Origin of the sequence: Novosphingobium sp. PhB165 (assembly GCF_004341845.1) — a bacterium.
GTDB lineage: Bacteria > Pseudomonadota > Alphaproteobacteria > Sphingomonadales > Sphingomonadaceae > Novosphingobium.
The window spans coordinates 495,729-513,964 of record NZ_SLVB01000006.1; the positions used below are offsets into that span (position 1 = coordinate 495,729).

General features: G+C 64.8%; 20 protein-coding genes. 12 read left to right on the forward strand and 8 right to left on the reverse strand.

What is annotated here, in order from left to right:
* Positions 1–129 precede the first annotated feature (129 nt).
* From EDF56_RS19330 to phoB, 6 genes are read left to right on the forward strand one after another with little or no spacing between them, the layout of a single operon-like run.
* A complete protein-coding gene (locus tag EDF56_RS19330; protein ID WP_132390502.1) occupies positions 130–1,173 on the forward strand; it encodes a substrate-binding domain-containing protein in 1,044 nt (347 codons plus the stop codon).
* 34 nt (positions 1,174–1,207) lie between these two features.
* Positions 1,208–2,581, forward strand: coding sequence for a phosphate ABC transporter permease subunit PstC (gene pstC / locus EDF56_RS19335; RefSeq protein ID WP_132390504.1), 1,374 nt, complete (start codon positions 1,208–1,210; stop codon positions 2,579–2,581).
* Positions 2,574–3,461 (forward strand): phosphate ABC transporter permease PstA, encoded by an 888-nt coding sequence (pstA, locus tag EDF56_RS19340; RefSeq protein WP_132390506.1) that lies wholly within the window; start codon positions 2,574–2,576, stop codon positions 3,459–3,461. Before pstC ends, pstA begins: the two co-directional genes overlap by 8 nt.
* Before the next feature lie 4 nt (positions 3,462–3,465).
* A complete protein-coding gene (pstB, locus tag EDF56_RS19345; RefSeq protein WP_132390508.1) occupies positions 3,466–4,227 on the forward strand; it encodes a phosphate ABC transporter ATP-binding protein PstB in 762 nt (253 codons plus the stop codon).
* A gap of 29 nt (positions 4,228–4,256) precedes the next feature.
* A complete protein-coding gene (gene phoU, locus EDF56_RS19350; protein ID WP_132390510.1) occupies positions 4,257–4,952 on the forward strand; it encodes a phosphate signaling complex protein PhoU in 696 nt (231 codons plus the stop codon).
* A complete protein-coding gene (phoB, locus tag EDF56_RS19355) occupies positions 4,949–5,635 on the forward strand; it encodes a phosphate regulon transcriptional regulator PhoB (protein ID WP_132390512.1) in 687 nt (228 codons plus the stop codon). Before phoU ends, phoB begins: the two co-directional genes overlap by 4 nt.
* Positions 5,636–5,672: 37 nt before the next feature.
* On the opposite strand, the gene EDF56_RS19360 is transcribed toward phoB, so the two are convergent.
* From EDF56_RS19360 to EDF56_RS19370, 3 genes are all read right to left on the reverse strand, one after another.
* On the reverse strand, positions 5,673–6,338 hold the full coding sequence (locus tag EDF56_RS19360) for a beta/gamma crystallin-related protein (protein WP_132390514.1): 666 nt from the start codon (positions 6,336–6,338) through the stop codon (positions 5,673–5,675).
* 348 nt (positions 6,339–6,686) lie between these two features.
* The gene (locus tag EDF56_RS19365) at positions 6,687–7,229 is read right to left on the reverse strand and encodes a YceD family protein (RefSeq protein WP_132390516.1); all 543 of its coding nucleotides are present in this window, start codon (positions 7,227–7,229) and stop codon (positions 6,687–6,689) included.
* A complete protein-coding gene (locus tag EDF56_RS19370; RefSeq protein ID WP_132390518.1) occupies positions 7,226–7,753 on the reverse strand; it encodes a ubiquinol-cytochrome C chaperone family protein in 528 nt (175 codons plus the stop codon). The genes EDF56_RS19365 and EDF56_RS19370 overlap by 4 nt, the downstream gene beginning before the upstream one ends.
* Before the next feature lie 209 nt (positions 7,754–7,962).
* Here EDF56_RS19370 and EDF56_RS19375 point away from each other — a divergent pair, with 209 nt between their 5' ends.
* The 6 genes from EDF56_RS19375 to EDF56_RS19400 all read left to right on the forward strand — a co-directional run bounded on the left by EDF56_RS19375 (position 7,963) and on the right by EDF56_RS19400 (position 11,908).
* On the forward strand, positions 7,963–8,469 hold the full coding sequence (locus tag EDF56_RS19375; RefSeq protein ID WP_132390520.1) for an outer membrane protein assembly factor BamE: 507 nt from the start codon (positions 7,963–7,965) through the stop codon (positions 8,467–8,469).
* A 131-nt stretch (positions 8,470–8,600) separates the two neighbouring features.
* The gene (gene hslV, locus EDF56_RS19380) at positions 8,601–9,161 is read left to right on the forward strand and encodes an ATP-dependent protease subunit HslV (RefSeq protein WP_132390522.1); all 561 of its coding nucleotides are present in this window, start codon (positions 8,601–8,603) and stop codon (positions 9,159–9,161) included.
* A 14-nt stretch (positions 9,162–9,175) separates the two neighbouring features.
* Positions 9,176–10,477, forward strand: coding sequence for an ATP-dependent protease ATPase subunit HslU (gene hslU / locus EDF56_RS19385; RefSeq protein ID WP_132390524.1), 1,302 nt, complete (start codon positions 9,176–9,178; stop codon positions 10,475–10,477).
* A 110-nt stretch (positions 10,478–10,587) separates the two neighbouring features.
* On the forward strand, positions 10,588–10,989 hold the full coding sequence (locus tag EDF56_RS19390) for a GFA family protein (protein ID WP_132390526.1): 402 nt from the start codon (positions 10,588–10,590) through the stop codon (positions 10,987–10,989).
* 34 nt (positions 10,990–11,023) lie between these two features.
* Complete coding sequence (locus EDF56_RS19395) at positions 11,024–11,683, forward strand: phytanoyl-CoA dioxygenase family protein (protein ID WP_243652701.1); 660 nt, start codon at positions 11,024–11,026, stop codon at positions 11,681–11,683.
* A 24-nt stretch (positions 11,684–11,707) separates the two neighbouring features.
* Positions 11,708–11,908 carry a DUF1737 domain-containing protein gene (locus EDF56_RS19400; RefSeq protein WP_021235064.1) on the forward strand — a complete coding sequence of 67 codons (201 nt, stop codon included), beginning with the start codon at positions 11,708–11,710 and terminating at the stop codon, positions 11,906–11,908.
* A gap of 16 nt (positions 11,909–11,924) precedes the next feature.
* On the opposite strand, the gene EDF56_RS19405 is transcribed toward EDF56_RS19400, so the two are convergent.
* The 5 genes from EDF56_RS19405 to EDF56_RS19425 are packed head-to-tail and all read right to left on the reverse strand — an operon-like array spanning position 11,925 to position 17,965.
* Positions 11,925–12,491 (reverse strand): hypothetical protein, encoded by a 567-nt coding sequence (locus tag EDF56_RS19405; protein WP_132390528.1) that lies wholly within the window; start codon positions 12,489–12,491, stop codon positions 11,925–11,927.
* Between the two features lie 59 nt (positions 12,492–12,550).
* Positions 12,551–14,371, reverse strand: a complete 1,821-nt coding sequence (locus EDF56_RS19410; RefSeq protein WP_132390530.1) for an ABC transporter ATP-binding protein/permease — start codon at positions 14,369–14,371, stop codon at positions 12,551–12,553.
* A 5-nt stretch (positions 14,372–14,376) separates the two neighbouring features.
* Positions 14,377–15,360 (reverse strand): aspartyl protease family protein, encoded by a 984-nt coding sequence (locus tag EDF56_RS19415; protein ID WP_132390532.1) that lies wholly within the window; start codon positions 15,358–15,360, stop codon positions 14,377–14,379.
* Positions 15,361–15,416: 56 nt separating this feature from the next.
* On the reverse strand, positions 15,417–16,967 hold the full coding sequence (locus tag EDF56_RS19420) for an oligosaccharide flippase family protein (RefSeq protein WP_132390534.1): 1,551 nt from the start codon (positions 16,965–16,967) through the stop codon (positions 15,417–15,419).
* Positions 16,964–17,965 carry a glycosyltransferase gene (locus EDF56_RS19425; RefSeq protein WP_132390536.1) on the reverse strand — a complete coding sequence of 334 codons (1,002 nt, stop codon included), beginning with the start codon at positions 17,963–17,965 and terminating at the stop codon, positions 16,964–16,966. Before EDF56_RS19425 ends, EDF56_RS19420 begins: the two co-directional genes overlap by 4 nt.
* Positions 17,966–18,236: the final 271 nt, after the last annotated feature.

The following is an 18,236-nucleotide window of genomic DNA, read 5'->3' on the forward strand; positions in this document are numbered from 1 at the left end:
GACCCCGGGAAAAACGCCCGGTTTTCCAGCAATTTCGCCGAGCCGAGAACAATGTCACTTTTTTGTCATGGAAGTGTCATTGTAGCCCAATAGTGGGCAAGCCACACTTGAAGCCCAAGGGGTGACATCATGCGTTCCACTAAGACCTTCCTCATCGTTGCGGCCTCCGCCATGGCTCTTGCCGGTTGCGGCGGTTCGGGCGGCTCCTCGTCCGGCTCGCGCGACTTCGTGCGCGCGGTCGGTTCCTCGACCGTCTATCCCTTCGCGACGGCCGTGGCCGAGCAGTTCGCCAAGGCCGGCGGCAAGTCGCCGGTCATCGAATCGACCGGCACGGGCGCGGGCATGAAGCTGTTCTGCGCCGGCGTCGGTGCCCAGCACCCCGATATCGAAAACGCCTCGCGCCGGATGAAGAAGTCCGAATATGACGAGTGCCAGAAGAACGGCGTGACCGACATCGTCGAAGTCCAGGTCGGCATCGACGGCATCGCCTTCGCCGAATCGCAGAACGGCCCGGGCATGAAGCTCACGCCCACGGACATCTACAAGGCGCTGGCCGCCAATCCGTTCGGCAAGCCCAACACCGCCAAGACCTGGAAGGACGTGAACCCGTCGCTCCCGAACGAGCCGATCCTCGTCTACGGTCCGCCCTCGACTTCGGGCACGCGTGACGCGCTGAAGGAACTGATCCTTGAGGCCGGCTGCAAGACCGATCCCGCGATGGTCGCGCTCAAGGACACCGACAAGGACAAGTTCGAGGCGGCCTGCCACGACATCCGCGAGGATGGCCCTTATGTCGACGCCGGTGAGAACGACAACCTGATCGTCCAGAAGATCTCGCAGAATCCCAAGGCGATCGGCATCTTCGGTTACTCGTTCCTGGAAGAGAACGCCAAGACCATCCGCGGCATCCCGATGTCCGGCATCGAGCCGACCTACGACACGATCGCGAACTTCACCTATCCGGGTGCGCGTCCGCTGTTCATCTACATCAAGAAGCAGCACCTCGCCCCGATCAAGGGTCTTCAGGGCTACATCACCGAGTGGACCAAGGCCTGGGGTCCGGACGGCTACCTGAAGCCGAAGGGCATGGTTATCTCGCCCGAGGACGTGCGCACCAAGAGCGCGGCCATCGTCGCCAACATGACCCCGCTCAACCCCGCGGACCTCAAGTAATTCCGCACGACAGGAAAGGCGCCGGAACGGCCTCATGATACTCACTGGAGTGCTTCTGGCCGTTCTCGGCCTCGGTCTCGTCGGCTGGTTTGCCGCGCGAGGCCGGGCCCGGCTGCTTCACACAGGGCGCGGCTCGCTGCAATCGATGCCGGTTTACCACGGCTGGCACATGCTGCTGTGGATTCTCGTTCCGGCGCTGATCGCCTGGGGCGCGTGGATGGCGATCATGCCGGGCCTCGTCGATGGCGCGGTCATGGCCGATCCTGCCGCCGCGCAGCTCCCGGCCGATTCGATGAGCCGCGCCTCCATTCTGGCGGAAGCCAAGGCACTGGCGGACAATCCGGGGCAGGCGGCGTTCAACCCGCTGTCGCAGTCCCTGTCCGAGCCGGTCCGCGCCGCGCACCAGCGCTTTGGCCTGATCGGTGCGGTGCTGGTGCTGATCGTCGCCTTTGCGGGCGGCGGCTGGGCCTTCACCAAGGTCCGCGCCAACTTCCCGGCGCGCAGCCGGGTGGAGCGCGCGGTCATGGTGGTGCTGCTGCTCGCCTCGCTGATGGCGATCCTGACCACGTTCGGCATCGTCGGCTCGCTGGTGTTCGAGGCCGGGCTGTTCTTCAAGGACGTCTCGCCGATCGCGTTCCTCACCGGCACCCACTGGGCGCCCGGCAACGCGCGCGGCGCCAACCTTCAGGACAGCTTCGGCGCGGTGCCGCTGTTCTGGGGCACGATCTACATCGGCGCGATCATCGCGATGATCGTTGCCATCCCGCTCGGCCTGATGAGCGCGATCTATCTCACGCAATATGCCACGTCCAACGTGCGCAAGTGGCTGAAGCCGATGCTGGAGATCCTCGCGGGCATCCCGACGGTGGTTTACGGCTACTTCGCCGCGCTCACCGTGGCGCCGATCTTCCGCGATTTCGCCGCCGCGATCGGCATGGCCAACCCCTCGACCGAGAGTGCGCTGGCCGCCGGTGTGGTGATGGGCGTGATGATCATTCCCTTCGTCTCCTCGATGGCGGACGACGCGCTTGCCGCCGTGCCCCGCGCGATGAGCGACGGTTCGCTGGCGCTGGGCGCCACCAAGTCCGAAACGATCAAGAAAGTGCTGCTGCCCGCCGCGCTGCCCGGCATCGTCGCGGGCGTGATGCTGGCAATCAGCCGCGCCATCGGTGAGACCATGATCGTGGTCATGGCCGCGGGTGCCGCCGCCAATCTCTCGCTGAACCCCTTCGCCTCGATGACCACGGTCACCTATCAGATCGTCCAGATGCTGACCGGCGATCAGGAGTTCAACAGCCCCAAGACGCTTTCCGCCTTCGCGCTGGGTCTGGTGCTGTTCATCGTTACCCTCGTCCTCAACATCATCGCCCTCAGGGTCGTGAAGCGCTTCCGGGAAGCTTATGAGTAACGCACGCTGGCAAACGCCGGAGGCCGCGCGGCGTATCGCTCGCCGCAACGCCGCCGAACGCCGCTTCAAGCTGATCGGCCTTGGCGCGATCGCCCTCAGCCTTGCCTTCCTGGCGCTGCTGCTGGTCATCATGCTCAAGAACGGCCTCAGCGGGCTGAGCTGGACCTTCCTTACCGGCTCGGATTCCACCGACCCCAGCGTCGCCGGTGTCTGGGGCGCGACCAAGGGCTCGCTGCTGACGATGCTCGTCACGCTGCTGCTCTCGTTCCCGATGGGCGTGCTGGCCGCCGTTTATCTGGAAGAGTTCGCCCCGCGCGCCCGCTGGATCGAGTGGATCGAGGTATCGATTAACAACCTTGCCGCCGTGCCGTCGATCATCTTCGGTCTGCTTGGCCTTGCGGTGTTCATCAACACGATCGGCATGCCGCGCAGTTCGCCGCTGGTCGGCGGGTTGACGCTGGCGCTGATGACGATGCCGGTCATCGTCATTTCCGGCCGCAATGCCATCAAGGCGGTACCGCCCTCGATCCGCGACGCCGCGCTGGCAGTGGGCGCCAGCAAGGTGCAGACGGTGTTCCACCATGTCCTGCCGCTGGCGCTGCCGGGTATCCTTACCGGCACCATCATCGGCATGGCCCGCGCGCTGGGTGAAACCGCGCCGCTGCTGATGATCGGCATGCGCGCCTTCGTCGTCACCCCGCCGGGCGGGATCACCGATCCGGCCAGCGTGCTGCCGATGCAGATCTTCCTGTGGTCCGACGAGATCAATTCCGGTTTCATCCGGAACACTTCCGCGGCCATCATCGTCCTGCTGGTCTTCCTGCTGGCGATGAACGGCCTGGCTATTTACCTTCGAAACAAGTTCGAAGTTCGCTGGTAGGGACATGACCGAAACCAAACTCACCGCCCGCAACGTCGACGTCTATTACGGGGCCAAGAAGGCCATCAATGACGTTTCGATCGCTATCGACAACGGCATCGTCACCGCTTTCATCGGCCCCTCGGGCTGCGGCAAGTCGACCTTCCTGCGCTCGCTCAACCGCATGAACGACACCATCGCCGATGCCCGCGTCACCGGCGAGATCCTGCTCGACGGCGAGGATATCTACGCGCCGACGATGGATCCGGTGGCCCTTCGCGCCCGCGTCGGCATGGTGTTCCAGAAGCCGAACCCGTTCCCGAAGTCGATCTACGAGAACGTCGCTTACGGCCCGCGCATCCACGGACTTGCCCCGTCGAAGGCGGACATGGACGGGATCGTCGAAAGCTCGCTCGCCAAGGCGGGCCTGTGGGACGAAGTGAAGGACCGCCTGCAGGAGCCCGGCACCGCGCTGTCGGGCGGCCAGCAGCAGCGCCTGTGCATCGCCCGCGCCATTGCCGTCAGCCCCGAAGTGATCCTGATGGACGAGCCGTGCTCCGCGCTCGACCCGATCGCCACCGCGCGTATCGAGGAACTGATCGACGAGCTGAAGGACACTTACGCCATCGTCATCGTCACCCACTCGATGCAGCAGGCCGCCCGCGTTTCGCAGCGCACGGCGTTCTTCCACCTCGGCAACCTGGTGGAATACGGGGACACCAGTCAGATCTTCACCACCCCGCGTGAAGAGAAGACCAAGGACTACATCACCGGTCGCTACGGCTGACGGCGAAGACAGGGAACAGGACAAGATCCATGGTTGACCACACCGTAAAGGCCTTCGACAGCGAGATCGGGCAGCTTCGCGGCCTCGTTGCCGAAATGGGCGGCCTCGCCGAAGTCGCGATCCGCGATGCGATCATCGCGCTGACCCAGCATGACGAGGATCTGGCCGCGCAAGTCGTCGCTGCCGACGCCCGCCTCGATGCGCTGGAAGCCGAAGTGGACCGCCTTGCCGTGCGCACGATTGCCTTGCGCGCGCCGATGGCCGACGATCTGCGCGACGTGATCGCCGCGCTCAAGATCTCCGGCGTGATCGAGCGCATCGGCGACTATGCCAAGAACATCGCCAAGCGCGTCAACGCCGTCGAAGGACGCGGCAAGATCGAGCCGATCTCGCTGGTGCCGATGATGGCGGAGATCGCCGAAAGCATGGTCCGCGACGTGCTCAACGCCTACGGTTCGCGCGATGCCGCGCTGGCGCAGGAAGTGATCCGCCGCGATGCCAAGCTGGACCAGTTCTACAACACGCTGTTCCGCTCGCTGCTGACCCACATGATGGAAAACCCGGCAACGATCACCAGCGCCGCGCAATTGCTGTTCATCGCCCGCAACCTTGAGCGCATCGGTGACCATGCCACCAATGTGGCCGAGATGGTCTATTACGCCGCCACCGGCGAATACTATGCCGAGCGCGAGAGCCAGACCGACGATACGAGGGACCTGCCGTGAACCCATCCGTACTGGTGGTCGAGGACGACCGCGCGCTTTGTGAACTGCTCACCTGGAACCTCAGCGCCGAAGGCTATCAGGTGCGCAGCACCGGCGATGGCGAGGAAGCGCTGCTGATGGTGCAGGAACAGCACCCTGACGCGATCATCCTCGACTGGATGATCGAGCACGTGCCCGGCATCGAAGTCTGCCGCCAGCTCCGCAAGGACAAGGAAACCGCGCAGATCCCGATCCTCATGCTCACCGCGCGCGGTGAGGAAGAGGACATGATCCGCGGCTTCAAGACCGGCGCGGACGATTACGTCACCAAGCCGTTTTCCCCGCGCGAGCTGCTTGCCCGTATCGAGGCGCTGCTGCGCCGCGCACGCCCGTCACTGGCGGGCAGCGTGCTCCAGTGGGGCGACATCGAACTCGATGTCACCAGCCACCGCGTTCGCCGCGGCGGGGAAGCGCTGCACCTTGGTCCCACCGAGTTCCGCCTGCTGCGCTATTTCATGGAACGCCCGAACCGCGTCGTCTCGCGCCAGCAGATCCTCGACGGCGTCTGGGGCATGGACTCGGACATCGACGAGCGCACCGTGGACGTTCACATCCGCCGCCTGCGCAAGGCGATCAACCGCGCCAACGACACCGACCCGATCCGCACCGTGCGTGCAGCGGGCTATGCGATGGACGTGAGCTGAAACGACATGGCCGGCCGCCTCGCCCAGAGAGGCGGCCTCAGCGGCCTTCTAGTCGGATATGCGCCCGGGCCGTGACATTCGCGGTGGACGCCGTCACTTCCACATAAGACAGGTTCCGCCGCGCCGCGAAGGCCAGCGCTCCCGTGCAGGCATTGCCGGCAAGCTGGGGAGGCACCTTGAGCGCCTCGTACCGGCCATTCGTGAAGAACGCCCGTGCACCGCTGAACCGGACCGGGGTCTGGCCGGCGCAGAGACGGACCGCCCAGAGCCTTGGATAGCCGCGCGCGCGGATGACCGTGCGGGACGAGCCGGTGCGGGTGATATCGGCGCCGCCAAGCTCGCGCCATGCGTTCGCGCGGGTTCCCACTACGCTCTGCACCCGGCGTTGCCCGAGGTTGCCGTTGTCGGCGGACAGCGTGAGGCAGGCGCCTTGATGGTTCGGCCGCTCACAGAGTTCCCAGGTGCCGCCGCGCACCCGCGCCGAACCGACCGTCCACTTGAGGCCGAGATTCGGCTTGTCCTGCGTGATGCTGACGGCCGGGCCGCTGAAATTGCGATCCCGGTAGATGATGATCTCACCCACGGGCGGAGGGGCGGGGGGATGCTGAACTTGCGCCGGATGCGGCGTGGCCGGTTGCCCTTGGGCGGCAGCGGAGATGAGCAGCAAGGACGGCACGAGAAAGAAAAGTCTGTCAGCGCGCATGCGAACCTCCAAGGTACCCCAGCCTGTTCCTTTTCAATGCAATCGAGGTTTTCTTCAAGTGCTTAGGCGGGGTACCGAATTGGCAGGCAGGTAGGGCCGATTTCGTTTCCGGACCGTGAGGTTGCCAAGAAGCGTCGCCCCCGCCTTCGCGGGGGCGACGGGTGAGCAAGACTGACGGCTCATGCCCGAATGAATTCGCAGTCGAATGACCGCGCCGCTTCAGGGGCATAGCTGCCGCGCCCGATATCGTGGGCCGCCGTCAGCCTCACCACTTCGTCGCCCCCGCGAAGGCGGGGGCCCCGCTTCTTGGCAACCTCTCGGCCCGGCGCCTACCCGGAGGGCCCTGGATCAGTCGTCCCGCTTCAGCGCCTTGAGCGCCGCGAAGGGCCCGCTGTCCTCGGGCGTGCCGATCCCGGCCGCCTTGCGCGCGGCGTCGGCATCGGGGCCAGTGAGGAACGGGTCGATGGCGAGCGCGAGGCTCTGCGCCACGGCTTCGCCAAGGTCGATATGCGAGCCAGCATATTCGATCTCGTCGCAATCGCTGGCGTCGAGTTCGATTTCCTCGTCAGGCGTGTGGCCGTTCGCCTCAGGGACGAAGCGGAAGAACAGCGGCTCGTTTACCGAGACGTTCAGATCCTCGGCCGAGACCGCGCAGGACTGGATGAATTCGGCGCGGATAGTGCCGCGCGCCTCCACCTTGCGGTCCTTGCGGGTGAGTTCGAGATCGGCCGAAAGACTGTCGATCCGGACAAGGCCGAAACGCTGCGACAGCGCGTCGCGCTCGGCTTCGCTCGCTTCGAGGTGGGCGTCCTTGCCTTCGGCCTGCCGGATATCGAGACGGCGGGAGAATTCGGGGGTGAATTCGGCGGGAGTGGGGTGGTGTTCGCTCATCTTGGGATCCTTGCGGCAAGCAGGTCTTCGGCCGAAAGCGCGTCGATCCCGGCGGCAAGCGCCTTGATCGGAGCCACCAGCACGGCAGCATCGGCGCCCTCGCGCAGGGTTACATTGCGTTCCAGCACTTGGGCCAGTGCGGCATCGCCTTCGGGAAACGCTTCGCGCAGCGCACCGATTCGGCCGCCGAGCGCGCTCATCAGCTTGCCCATGTGCTTGCCGACCACTAGATCGCCCACGCCGGACTGGCGAAGCTGTCCGTCCATGTCGCTGACGAACAGTTCGGTCAGGCGCGCGGCGGGATCGATCAGGGCGTCGTCCCGCTCCATGCGCAGGATGACGATCGCCAGCACCAGCGTTACCGCGTCGAAGCGGCCGCCGACGGAATCGGCCACGCCATATTCCGCATACCACGGTTTTTCGCGGGCAATCTCGACCACGCGGTGCCACAGCGGGCGAACGGCATCGCGGCGCACTTGCGTTGCATCGGGGTGTTTGCCGATCAGGCGGGAGAGCAGCGTCACTATATTCGGGCCTTTCCTCGGCGCCCCTCGTCGCCCGCTTGTGCATGCAGGCATCGTTCATGGGCAATTCAATCAAGCTGCCCCAACGCCCATTGCGCGACAAGCCGCTGGGCCCTAAGGCTCGGTACCGTTATTTCGGGTCGATATATGGCTCTCGCACCGGCAGGCAATGGCCGGAGCGGACCGGCCCCGTGAATTGGAGTGGGAAAATGCGCGGTTCTGGTCACGGCTCTCGCCGTAAAGCCAAGGCGGCAGGTGTCGTTCTGGCGCTTGCGGCGCTGACGGGGGGCTGCACGTCCATCAGGGACCATCGCGGTTACCTGATCGACCAGACGCTGCTCGATTCGGTCTCTCCGGGGATCGATAACCGGCAGTCTGTGGAAAAAACCCTCGGCCGCCCGACTTTCGTGAGCCAGTTCGGCGAGAAGGACTACTATTACGTCTCGCAGGTGGTGAAGACGCCGCCGTTCGGCCGTCCGCGCACCGCGCAGGAAACGATCCTGCGCGTCCGCTTCGATGCGGCGGGCAATGTCCTCGGCGTCGACAAGGCGGGCATGGAAGACGTGGCGCGGATCAGCCCCGATGGCGACAAGACGCCCACGCTCGGCCGCCATCGCGGCCTGCTCGAAGATCTGTTCGGCAATATCGGCACGGTCGGTGCCGCCGGCATGGGCGGCCCGCAGCAGCCCCAGGGCCCGGGCCCGAACGGCAGCTGATTCCGGCGCGGTCCTTTATCGGGATCGACTTGAAATGCCCGCGGGGTCGTACGGCGATTCCGCGGGCATTTTCGTTTACGGACAGCGCCCGACCGCTTGAACGCGGGGCGCGCCACCATATATCCGCCCCCATGGACAATAGCGGGGCGAGCCACGGCCTGATCCAGTGGCACGGAACAACCATCATCGGCGTGAAAAAGGGCGGCAAGACCGTCATTGCCGGTGACGGACAAGTCTCCATGGGCAACACGGTCATGAAGCCCAATGCGCGCAAGGTGCGCCGCATCGGCGAGGGCGGCAGCGTCATCGCCGGTTTCGCAGGCGCCACGGCCGATGCCTTCACGCTTTTCGAGCGGCTTGAGCGCAAGCTGGAGCAGCATCGCGGCCAGCTGATGCGCGCCGCCGTCGAACTCGCGAAGGACTGGCGGACCGACAAGTTCCTGCGCAATCTCGAAGCCCTGATGATCGTCGCCGACGAGGAGACCCTGCTGGTCCTCACCGGCAATGGCGATGTGCTGGAGCCCGAGGGCGGGATCACCGCGATCGGTTCGGGCGGCAACTATGCGCTGGCCGCCGCGCGCGCGCTGGACGAATACGAGGAGGACGCCGAGCGGATCGCCCGCCGCGCCATGGCCGTCGCCGCCGATATCTGCGTCTTCACCAACGACCGTGTCACGGTCGAGACCATCTGAGTTTTCGGGACATCATGAAAGACAACCTGACCCCCAAGGCCATCGTCCGCGCGCTCGACGAGCATATCGTCGGCCAGAGCGAGGCCAAGAAGGCCGTCGCCGTTGCGCTGCGCAACCGTTGGCGCCGCCAGCGCCTGTCGCTTGAACTGCGCGACGAGGTGACGCCCAAGAACATCCTCATGATCGGCCCGACGGGCTGCGGCAAGACCGAGATCAGCCGCCGCCTTGCCAAGCTGGCCGATGCGCCTTTCGTGAAGGTGGAAGCCACCAAGTTCACCGAAGTCGGCTACGTCGGCCGCGACGTGGAGCAGATCGCGCGCGACCTTGTTGAGGAAGCGATCCGGCTGGAGAAGGAACGCCGCCGCGATTCGGTGCGCGAAGCGGCCAGCAAGGCGGCGATGGAGCGCCTGCTCAATGCGCTTGTCGGCGAAAATGCCTCGGAAGCGACGCGCGCCTCGTTCCACCAGCGCATCACCGAAAACGCGATGAACGAGACCGAAGTCGAGATCGAGGTCGAGGATACGCCCTCGGCGCCGATGGAGATCCCCGGCATGGGCGGCTCGGTTGGCATGATCAACCTGTCGGACATCATGGGCAAGGCGTTCGGCGGCCAGAAGCTCACGCGTCGCAAGATGAAAGTGCCCGACGCCTGGGACAAGCTGGTCGACGAAGAGTCGGAAAAGCGCATGGACCAGGACGACGTCGCCCGCACCGCGCTGGCGAATGCGGAGACCAACGGCATCGTCTTCCTCGACGAGATCGACAAGATCGCCGTCTCGGACGTGCGCGGCGGCTCGGTAAGCCGAGAAGGCGTGCAGCGCGATCTGCTGCCGCTGATCGAGGGTACGACCGTGGCCACCAAGTACGGGCCGATGAAGACCGACCACGTGCTCTTCATCGCCTCGGGCGCGTTCCACGTCGCCAAGCCGAGCGACATGCTGCCCGAACTTCAGGGCCGCCTGCCGATCCGGGTCGAGCTGAAAGCGCTGACCGAGAAGGACTTCGTGCGCATCCTTTCGGAAACGCGCGCGAATCTGGTCACGCAGTACAAGGCGCTGCTCGCCACCGAGGAAGTTGCGGTGGAGATTACGCCGGGTGCGGTCAGCGAGATCGCCCGCATCGCCGCGCTGGTGAACGAGAGCGTCGAGAACATCGGTGCCCGCCGTCTCCAGACCGTGATGGAAAAGCTGCTGGAGGAACTCAGCTTCGAGGCCGAGGACCGCAAGGGCGAGACCGTGACGATCGACGAGGCCTACGTGCGCGACAAGCTGGAAGGCCTGGCGGGCAACGCGGACCTTTCGAAGTACATCCTGTAAGCGGAAGCTTCAGCGACAGACAAAGGGCGCGGGGGAAACTCCGCGCCCTTTTTTGTTCCTTGAATGTTCCCTGCGATCGGTTAGCTTCGCTTTAGATAGGGAGAATCGTCATGAAGCTCGAAGGTGGATGCCAGTGCGGCGACGTGCGCTACCGCGTCGAGGGTGAGCCGCTCCACGCGGCGTTCTGCCATTGTGAGGACTGCCGTAAGTCCGCCGGTGCGCCGGTGGTGGCATGGGCTGCGTTCAAGTCGTCGGACTTCGAAGTCCTACGCGGCGAGGTGGCGGTGTACAACTCCAGCGGCTCGGCCATGCGGCACTTCTGCCCGCGTTGCGGCACGGGCCTGTGGTACACGAACGAGGCATATCTTCCGGGTCTGGTCGACATCCAGATCGCCACGCTCGACGATCCGGAGGCGCTGCCGCCGGGCGCGCATATTCAGGTGGCCGAACGCATTTCGTGGATGACGGATACGACCGGCGTGCCGGAATTCGAGCGCTATCCGGGTGGGTGATTCGGCCTTCCCCGTGGCAGCTGACGCTGCCGCGTTGAATCTCGATCGCGATGGAGCCTGCCATCATCCGGGGTTGGCGGCGTCGATCCTTGGCAATCTCATGGTGATTCTCGCAAAGTGGCCCGACGGTCATGCAGGCGTTCGAATAACTGGCGATCCGGACCTGGCACGCATGCTGGGAGCGGAAGAGCCTATCGGCGCACTGGTGGCCTTGGCGAATGGCCGTGCCGTGCGTCCGGTGCGAGCAGTGCTGTTTGACAAGAACGAGCGCACCGACTGGTCGCTTGGCTGGCATCAGGATCGCACTGTCGCCGTGCGGGCGCGTGCGGAGGTTTCCGGCTTTGGCCCGTGGTCGGTCAAACAGGGCATTCACCATGTCGAGCCCCCCTTCGCGGTGATAGACGACATGCTGACGGTTCGAATTCACCTTGATTCGGTGGACACGGAAAATGCGCCGCTGCTGATTGCGACGGGCTCGCATCGCCTTGGCCGTATATCGGTGGGCGAAGTGGAGAATGTGGTCGAGCAATCGCCGATTCACGTGTGTCTGGCACAAGCCGGCGATGTCTGGGTCTATCGCACGCCGATCCTCCACGCCTCGAACGCGGCACGGCCCGGTCGCAGGCGGCGGGTGCTTCAGGTGGATTATGCCGCCGGGGACTTGCCAGCCCCATTGGAGTGGTTAGGCATCTGAGCATTCGAACCTGAGAGGATGCCGATGTACCAGACGCCCGAAGACCGCCCGATCTACCGCCTGCTCACTGGAGCGGACGACCGCGCCTTTTGCGAGCGCGTGTCCGAGGCGTTGGCGCAGGGTTGGCGGCTCTACGGCTCGCCCTCGCTTTCATGGGATACGGCCGAAAACTGCATGAAGGCCGCCCAGGCCGTGGTCTGGCACGAGGCTGATGTGGTGAAGTGAGAAAGCGCGCCGTGGATCAGTGGTCCACGGCGCCTTCGGGCAGCAGCGGTGCCAGTCGCTCGATGATCAGGCGTCCCTCCGCCTCGTCGATGCTCTGCCCCATGCGGATGGTCGACGCGCCGTAGTCGAACGATATGCATCCCGCGCGTCGGGACAGCAGCGGACCGCCCAGTCCTCGATTGAAATTGAAGGCGAATGGCATCGCGCCATTAATCCTCATGTGGCGCAACTGGCTGATTGGATAGGCGCGTTCCCGGCTGAAGCCGAACATCCGCCAGCCATGGACAAGACGCCCGGAATCCACGCGGATCACTTCCGAGCCGCTGAATTGCCAGAGGATCGAACCGGCGGCGAAGATCCAGCCCAAGGCCCAGAAAATGAGCCAGACCACAAGGAAGGGCTCAGGGGAAACAAGCAGCGAGGTGATCGCCGCGATGCCGCCAGACGTCCACAGCGTCAGCCAGAAACACAGGAACACCAGCCCAAACCAGAACTTGCGTGCCGGAATCCGGATTTCCGGCTGGCGAACCCCGCCTTCGATGATGAAGCGGGCGGGGCGGAGAGGAGCTTCCTTGACGGCCATGCCGCTGGATTAAGTCAGCTCCTCGGCAGAAGCGAATTAAATCAATTCCCTCACGCCGATCACTCGGCCGCTTCGATCATCGCCTCCGCTTCGGCGGCCTGACGCGCCCACATTTCGGCGTAGAGCCCGTCGAGCCGCAGCAATTGCGCATGAGTACCGCTCTCGGCCAGTTGCCCGTCGTTCAGCACGAGGATCCGGTCGGCATCGGCAATCGTCGAAAGGCGGTGCGCGATGGAAAGGCTAGTGCGGTTTTCCGACACGCGGTGGAGCGTGGCGAGGATGTCCTGCTCGGTCCGCGTATCCAGTGCCGAGGTGGCTTCGTCCAGCAGCAGGATCGGCGGGTTCTTCACCAGCGTACGGGCAATCGCCACGCGCTGCTTCTCACCGCCCGAAAGCTTGAGGCCGCGCTCGCCGACTTCAGTGTCGTAGCCCTGCGGCAGGCGGTCGATCAGCCCCAACAGCGCAGCGCCGCGCGCGGCATTCTCGACATCGTCCTGCGTCGCATCGTCGCGGCCATAGGCGATGTTGTAGCCGATGGTGTCGTTGAACAGCACCGAATCCTGCGGGACGATGCCGATGGCGGCGCGCAGGCTGGCCTGCGAGACTTCGGCGATGTCCTGCCCGTCGATCAGGATGCGGCCCTGCTGCGGATCGTAGAAACGGAACAGCAGCCGCGCGATGGTCGACTTGCCCGCGCCGGAGGGGCCGACGATGGCGAAGTTCTGTCCGGCGGGCACGTCGAACGACAGGCCCTTGAGGATGCCGCGATCGGGTTCGTAGCCGAACACGACGTTCTCGAATGTGATTGAGGGGCGATGGATCACCAGAGCCGGGGCGCCGGGCCTGTCCGAGACTTCCTGCGGCTCGTCGAGCAGGCGGAACATCTCCGCCATGTCGATCAGGCCCTGCCGGATCGTGCGATAGACCATGCCGAGCATGTCGAGCGGGCGGAACAGCTGGGTCAGGTAGGTCTGTACGAAGACGAGTTCGCCAGCGGTCGCCTGCCCCCGGTACCATTGCCAGACCGTATAGGCGAGGGCGCCTGCCATCAGCAGGTTCACCACCACTCCCTGTGCGATGTTGAGCAGGCCAAGCGAGTTCTCGCTCTTTACCGCCGCCTCGGCATAAGCGCGGGTGGCCTGCGCATAGCGGGCTTCCTCGCGGTGCTCCGCCGAGAAATACTTCACCGTCTCGTAATTGAGCAGGGAATCCACCGCGCGGGCGAGCGCTTGCCCGTCCAGCCGGTTCATCTGTTCGCGCAGCTTGGTGCGCCATTCGGTAATCGTGCGCGTCACCCAGATATAGGCCGCGATGGCGACGGCGGTGGCGATGACGAGCCCCGGCCCGAAATTCACGTAGAAGATCACCGCGACGGCCACGAGTTGCAGAACGGTGGGCGCGATGTTGAACAGCATGAAGTAGAGCATCGTGTCGATGCTCTTGGTCCCGCGTTCGATGGTCTTGGTTACCTCGCCGGTCCGACGGGCGAGGTGGAAGCGCAGCGACAGGCGGTGGAGCTGGGCGAAGACGTTTTCGGCCAGTTCGCGCGTCGCGTCCTGCCCCACGCGCTCGAACACGATGTTGCGCACGTTGTCGAAGATCGCCTGCAACAACCGCCCGGCCGAATAGCCAAGCACGGTCAGCATCGCCAGTTGCACCAGCTTCGGGCCGGTCGCGCCCATCAGGTCGACCGCCCATTTCATCAGATAGGGCAGGGCGAGCTGCGTCGCGGTGGACAACAGGATGAACAGGCAGGCCCAGACGATCCGCCAGCGCAACGCCGGATTCCCGACAGGCCAAAGGTACGGCATGAAGCGCAAGAGGGTGCGCCAGCCATCATGGCGGGCGGCGGGGGAGTTAACGGAAGTGTCTGGCGGCATCCGCGCTATTTAGTGCGAAGGTCGCGGGAGGCAATCTTTCTCAGGAAATCGTCAGGCCGTTCGACATTGGCCGGCAGGTCGAACAGGACCTTGCGGGTCGAGAAATCGATGGCAATGCGCTTGAACACGCGCAGCTCGCGCATGCCGAGGAAGATCGCCGGCCGTCGCTCAAGCCCCAGTTCCTTGAATGCCGGCGAATCCGCGAAGGCGATCGACACGTTGGTCAGCGAAAGATCCTCGATCTTGAGCCGGTGGGCGATCACCAGTTCGGCGGCAAGCTCTTCTCCGGTCACGCTGGAAAGGCGGACGGTGCCCACCAATTGCTTGCTCATGGCCTTCTGCAAGGCAAGGTTGCCCACCGCGCTGGTCGCTCCGGTGTCGATGACGACATCGGCGCGGATGCCGTCGATCATGGCATTGGTCATGATGAGGCGGCCCAGGCGCTTGCGGGCGTGGACCACGATCTCATAGCCGTTGTTCTGCGTCTCCTGGGCCGGGGCGATCGCGATGGTGCCCTGATCGAAGTCCAGGGTGACGCGCTGGCCTTGCAGGCTGTCTGTACCGACGATGCCGTCCGCGCCGATGTTCTGCCCTTCCAGCAGCGGGACGGTCAGATCATGGAAGGCGCGGTTGCCAATGGCGAAAGTTTCCAACCGCGCCGTCGCTACGTCGCTGGAGCCTGCCATGCCCACCACCGTCACTGCCGGACCCAGCGTGAGCCCAAGAGTGGTGGCCAGCGCGCTCGAAACCACGGTTTGCTGCGATCCGGTGTCGATCATGAAGTGGTAGGGCCCTTGTCCCTGCACCGCGACGGCCACGGTCATACGCTCGTCTCGATCGGTTCCGGTCCGGAGAGTCTGGCCGGTTGTATCGTCGTCGTCCGCCATCGTCCCGGGAACTTCGGGCACCGGCGTTACAGGTGAGGACGCGGCGCCTGAGATCGCCGGTGTGGCGACCAAAAGCGTCAGCGCAAGTGCGCCGCCAATCATGTCATCCTCCCCGCGAAGCTTGAGCTTCGTCGGATTGTTGTCGGGTAGCGATGATATCACGAGTCGGGCGAATTCACCACGTTTTGCCGTCGCTTGAAGGCGGGAATTCGGGACATGACCGGATGGATGAGATGGAGCGCCATTCCGGCCAGATCGGCGCGCGCGGGATGGCGCAGCAGCGCGATCGCCAGAACCCAGGCAATCCCGCCCAGCGCGCCGCTCGCGACCAGCCCGGTGAAGCCAAGCGTGGCCGGGCTTCGCCAGAACGTGACCGCCCAAAGCGCGGGCAGGGCGGTCACCAGTGCAACACTCAGACTGGCCGCATAAGTGCGCAGTATCGCTCGCCAACTGAAGCCGACCAGCCTTTGCATCCAACCGGCGTAGATGCACAGCCAACCCAGGCCATACACAATGCGCGAGGCCGCCGCCGCTTCCACCCCGATGGCCGCGCCGGCCATCAGCGTGCCCACCGAAAGCGCGGTATCGGCAAGGTTGAACCAGAACAGGCGGCGCAAGTGCCCAAGCAGGATCGGCAGGTCCATGTGCAAGGGCAGGGCGACGAAACAGCACTCGGCAATGGCGACATAGGCCAGCAGCGGCGCGGCGCCGGCCCAGCCCGGGCCATAGAGCAGCAGGATCACCGGCTGGGAAAGCACGGCCAGCAGGGCCATGGCCGGCCAGACGATGGCGCCATGCGCGGCCACCACCCGCTCGTAGTAAGGGCCCAGTTCGCGCCCTTCGTCACGCAGCCGCGCGAACGTGGGATAGTAGATCGAGCCGACCGCGCCGGCGACGAGGTAATGGAGCTGCGATGCCAGCGCCACGCCCCGGCTGAACAGCCCGGTCGCGGCCATGCCCTGTAAGCGGCCGACGATGAGGTCCGGCGTGCGCATCCCGATCCCGCCTGAGAGGTAGAGCAGCGCGCTGCCCGAGCCGAACGTGATGATTTCCTTCAGACGCGCGGGATTGAGGCCCAGCCCGGGCCGGGTCGGGCGCAGGATCTGTGCCATGATCGCCCTGACCGCCGCCTGCGCGATCATGGCCCAGGCCAGCGATTCCGCTGAAAAGCCAAGTGCCGCAAGCGTTAGCGCGCAGCCGCTGCTGGCGATCGCACCGGAAGCGTTTACGAGGAACGTCCCCCGAAAGTCGAGCCGGCGTGACAGCAAGGCCACCGGCACCACACTCCACGGATTGAGCAGGTAGGAAGCGGCGATCAGCGCGAGAATGGGGAACAGTCGCGGCTCGCCATAGAAGCGTGCAACCGGCCATGCGAGCGCGAGGATCAGCGCGGCCAGCAGGAACGAGAAGGCCACCGCGATCACGGTGCAATGGCGGACCGTCTCGTCGTCGGCGGTCGGATGGCGGCCGAGATAGCGCGTCAGGCCGAAATCCTGAATCACCGAAAGGATCATCGCCGTCGCCAGTGCGACGGAAAACATGCCGATTTCTTCGGGTTTCAGGAAAAAGCGGGAGACCAGAACCGAAGTGATGAACTGAAGTGCGAACTGCGAATACTGGCTCGCCGCAGCCCATAGCGCTGCCGATTTCACGCTTCCGCTGCCACGTCCGCTTTCGGGCCCGGATGAGGTAGGCGTCGCCGTTTTCATGTCGCCATTGTCCTGGTGAGCGTCGCGGCAAGGCGCAGCGCCCGCATCGGCTCACCGAAGCGCACCAGCCTTGCCACCGTGCGCCACATGCCCTCGCGCCGGCCGCCTTCGCGTAAGTGGGTCATCAGCAGTTCGAAACCCTCGTCGCGCAGCGCGGCGGAGGAATAGAGCAGGCCGAGGGCGACCTGCTCACGAACCGCGCGCGCGGTGCCGGGGCGATCGAACAGGGCATCGAGATCGTCGATCGAAGGCAACCGATCGAGCAGGGCGGTGGGGTCACCATGCCCGGCCTGCCGCTCCTGCCAGGCCAGGCGGGCTATGGCGGTGCCGATCTGCTGTTCGGTCGCATGGCGGGAGGAAACCTGTCCCGGATAGCGCCGATATCGTACAAGCCGCTCGGGGATATTGCCCATCCGGGTGACGCTGGCGAGCCGCAGCCAGAGGTCGAGGTCCTCGCAGTGACGGAAAGCGGCGTGATAGCCGCCGACCGCGAGCACGATGTCGCGCCGGAACATGGCTGCGGGGTGGCAGATCAACTGGCCGCCCGTCTCGATTGCGGCAAGTATGTCGTCATGGGTGAGGGGGTGGTCCTCCCCGCCGCGCGTCAGTTGCTCGCCATGTTCGCCGATATCCTCGCTCCAGCTGCCTACTACACCGTAGTCGGGATGGCCGGCGAGAAAGGCGATCTGCTTTTCGAAGCGGTCGGGACGGCAGATATCATCGGCGTCCATCCGCGCAACGAGCGGGGCACGGGCGGCTTCAAGCATCTCGTTGAGACTGGCGATAAGCCCGCGATTTTCACGGATGACAGGACGGATACGGGAATCGCGAGACGCATATTCGCGGATGATCGCGGGGGTCCGGTCATGCGACCCGTCGTCGATGATCAGGAACTCGAAATCGCCAAAGCTTTGGACAAGCACGCTTTCTATGGCGTCGGCGAGGTATCGCTCGCTGTTGTAGACGCTCATGGCAACGCTGATCGCCGGTGTCGGCATGAAGATGAATTTCCGTTCCTGCGCGAGGGGCGAAGAGTGCGCGGTTCCTTGCTCCGGCCTTAAGCCTGCGTGGTAAACAAACGGTTGCAGATACGGCGCTGACCGACCGAGGAAATGCGCCGTCTTCGGACCGTGCCGCGTTTCCCGCTTCGAGTGCCGCAGCGCTTCCCATCAGGGCCCCTCCCGCGAACCTGGCGCAAATCGGCCAATTTTGGAAAAAAGTCACTTTTTTGAAATTGGAGAGTTGACCGAATCATTGGGCGGACTTAGA

What these genes read in the sequence shown, in the direction of transcription:
- EDF56_RS19330 (WP_132390502.1), top strand. Translation starts at nt 130, where the DNA reads ATGCGTTCCACTAAGACCTTCCTCATCGTTGCGGCCTCCGCCATGGCT.
- pstC (WP_132390504.1), top strand. Translation starts at nt 1,208, where the DNA reads ATGATACTCACTGGAGTGCTTCTGGCCGTTCTCGGCCTCGGTCTCGTC.
- pstA (WP_132390506.1), top strand. Translation starts at nt 2,574, where the DNA reads ATGAGTAACGCACGCTGGCAAACGCCGGAGGCCGCGCGGCGTATCGCT.
- pstB (WP_132390508.1), top strand. Translation starts at nt 3,466, where the DNA reads ATGACCGAAACCAAACTCACCGCCCGCAACGTCGACGTCTATTACGGG.
- phoU (WP_132390510.1), top strand. Translation starts at nt 4,257, where the DNA reads ATGGTTGACCACACCGTAAAGGCCTTCGACAGCGAGATCGGGCAGCTT.
- EDF56_RS19360 (WP_132390514.1), bottom strand. Translation starts at nt 6,338, where the DNA reads ATGCGCGCTGACAGACTTTTCTTTCTCGTGCCGTCCTTGCTGCTCATC.
- EDF56_RS19365 (WP_132390516.1), bottom strand. Translation starts at nt 7,229, where the DNA reads ATGAGCGAACACCACCCCACTCCCGCCGAATTCACCCCCGAATTCTCC.
- EDF56_RS19375 (WP_132390520.1), top strand. Translation starts at nt 7,963, where the DNA reads ATGCGCGGTTCTGGTCACGGCTCTCGCCGTAAAGCCAAGGCGGCAGGT.
- hslV (WP_132390522.1), top strand. Translation starts at nt 8,601, where the DNA reads ATGGACAATAGCGGGGCGAGCCACGGCCTGATCCAGTGGCACGGAACA.
- hslU (WP_132390524.1), top strand. Translation starts at nt 9,176, where the DNA reads ATGAAAGACAACCTGACCCCCAAGGCCATCGTCCGCGCGCTCGACGAG.
- EDF56_RS19390 (WP_132390526.1), top strand. Translation starts at nt 10,588, where the DNA reads ATGAAGCTCGAAGGTGGATGCCAGTGCGGCGACGTGCGCTACCGCGTC.
- EDF56_RS19400 (WP_021235064.1), top strand. Translation starts at nt 11,708, where the DNA reads ATGTACCAGACGCCCGAAGACCGCCCGATCTACCGCCTGCTCACTGGA.
- EDF56_RS19405 (WP_132390528.1), bottom strand. Translation starts at nt 12,491, where the DNA reads ATGGCCGTCAAGGAAGCTCCTCTCCGCCCCGCCCGCTTCATCATCGAA.
- EDF56_RS19410 (WP_132390530.1), bottom strand. Translation starts at nt 14,371, where the DNA reads ATGCCGCCAGACACTTCCGTTAACTCCCCCGCCGCCCGCCATGATGGC.
- EDF56_RS19415 (WP_132390532.1), bottom strand. Translation starts at nt 15,360, where the DNA reads ATGATTGGCGGCGCACTTGCGCTGACGCTTTTGGTCGCCACACCGGCG.
- EDF56_RS19420 (WP_132390534.1), bottom strand. Translation starts at nt 16,967, where the DNA reads ATGAAAACGGCGACGCCTACCTCATCCGGGCCCGAAAGCGGACGTGGC.
- EDF56_RS19425 (WP_132390536.1), bottom strand. Translation starts at nt 17,965, where the DNA reads ATGCCGACACCGGCGATCAGCGTTGCCATGAGCGTCTACAACAGCGAG.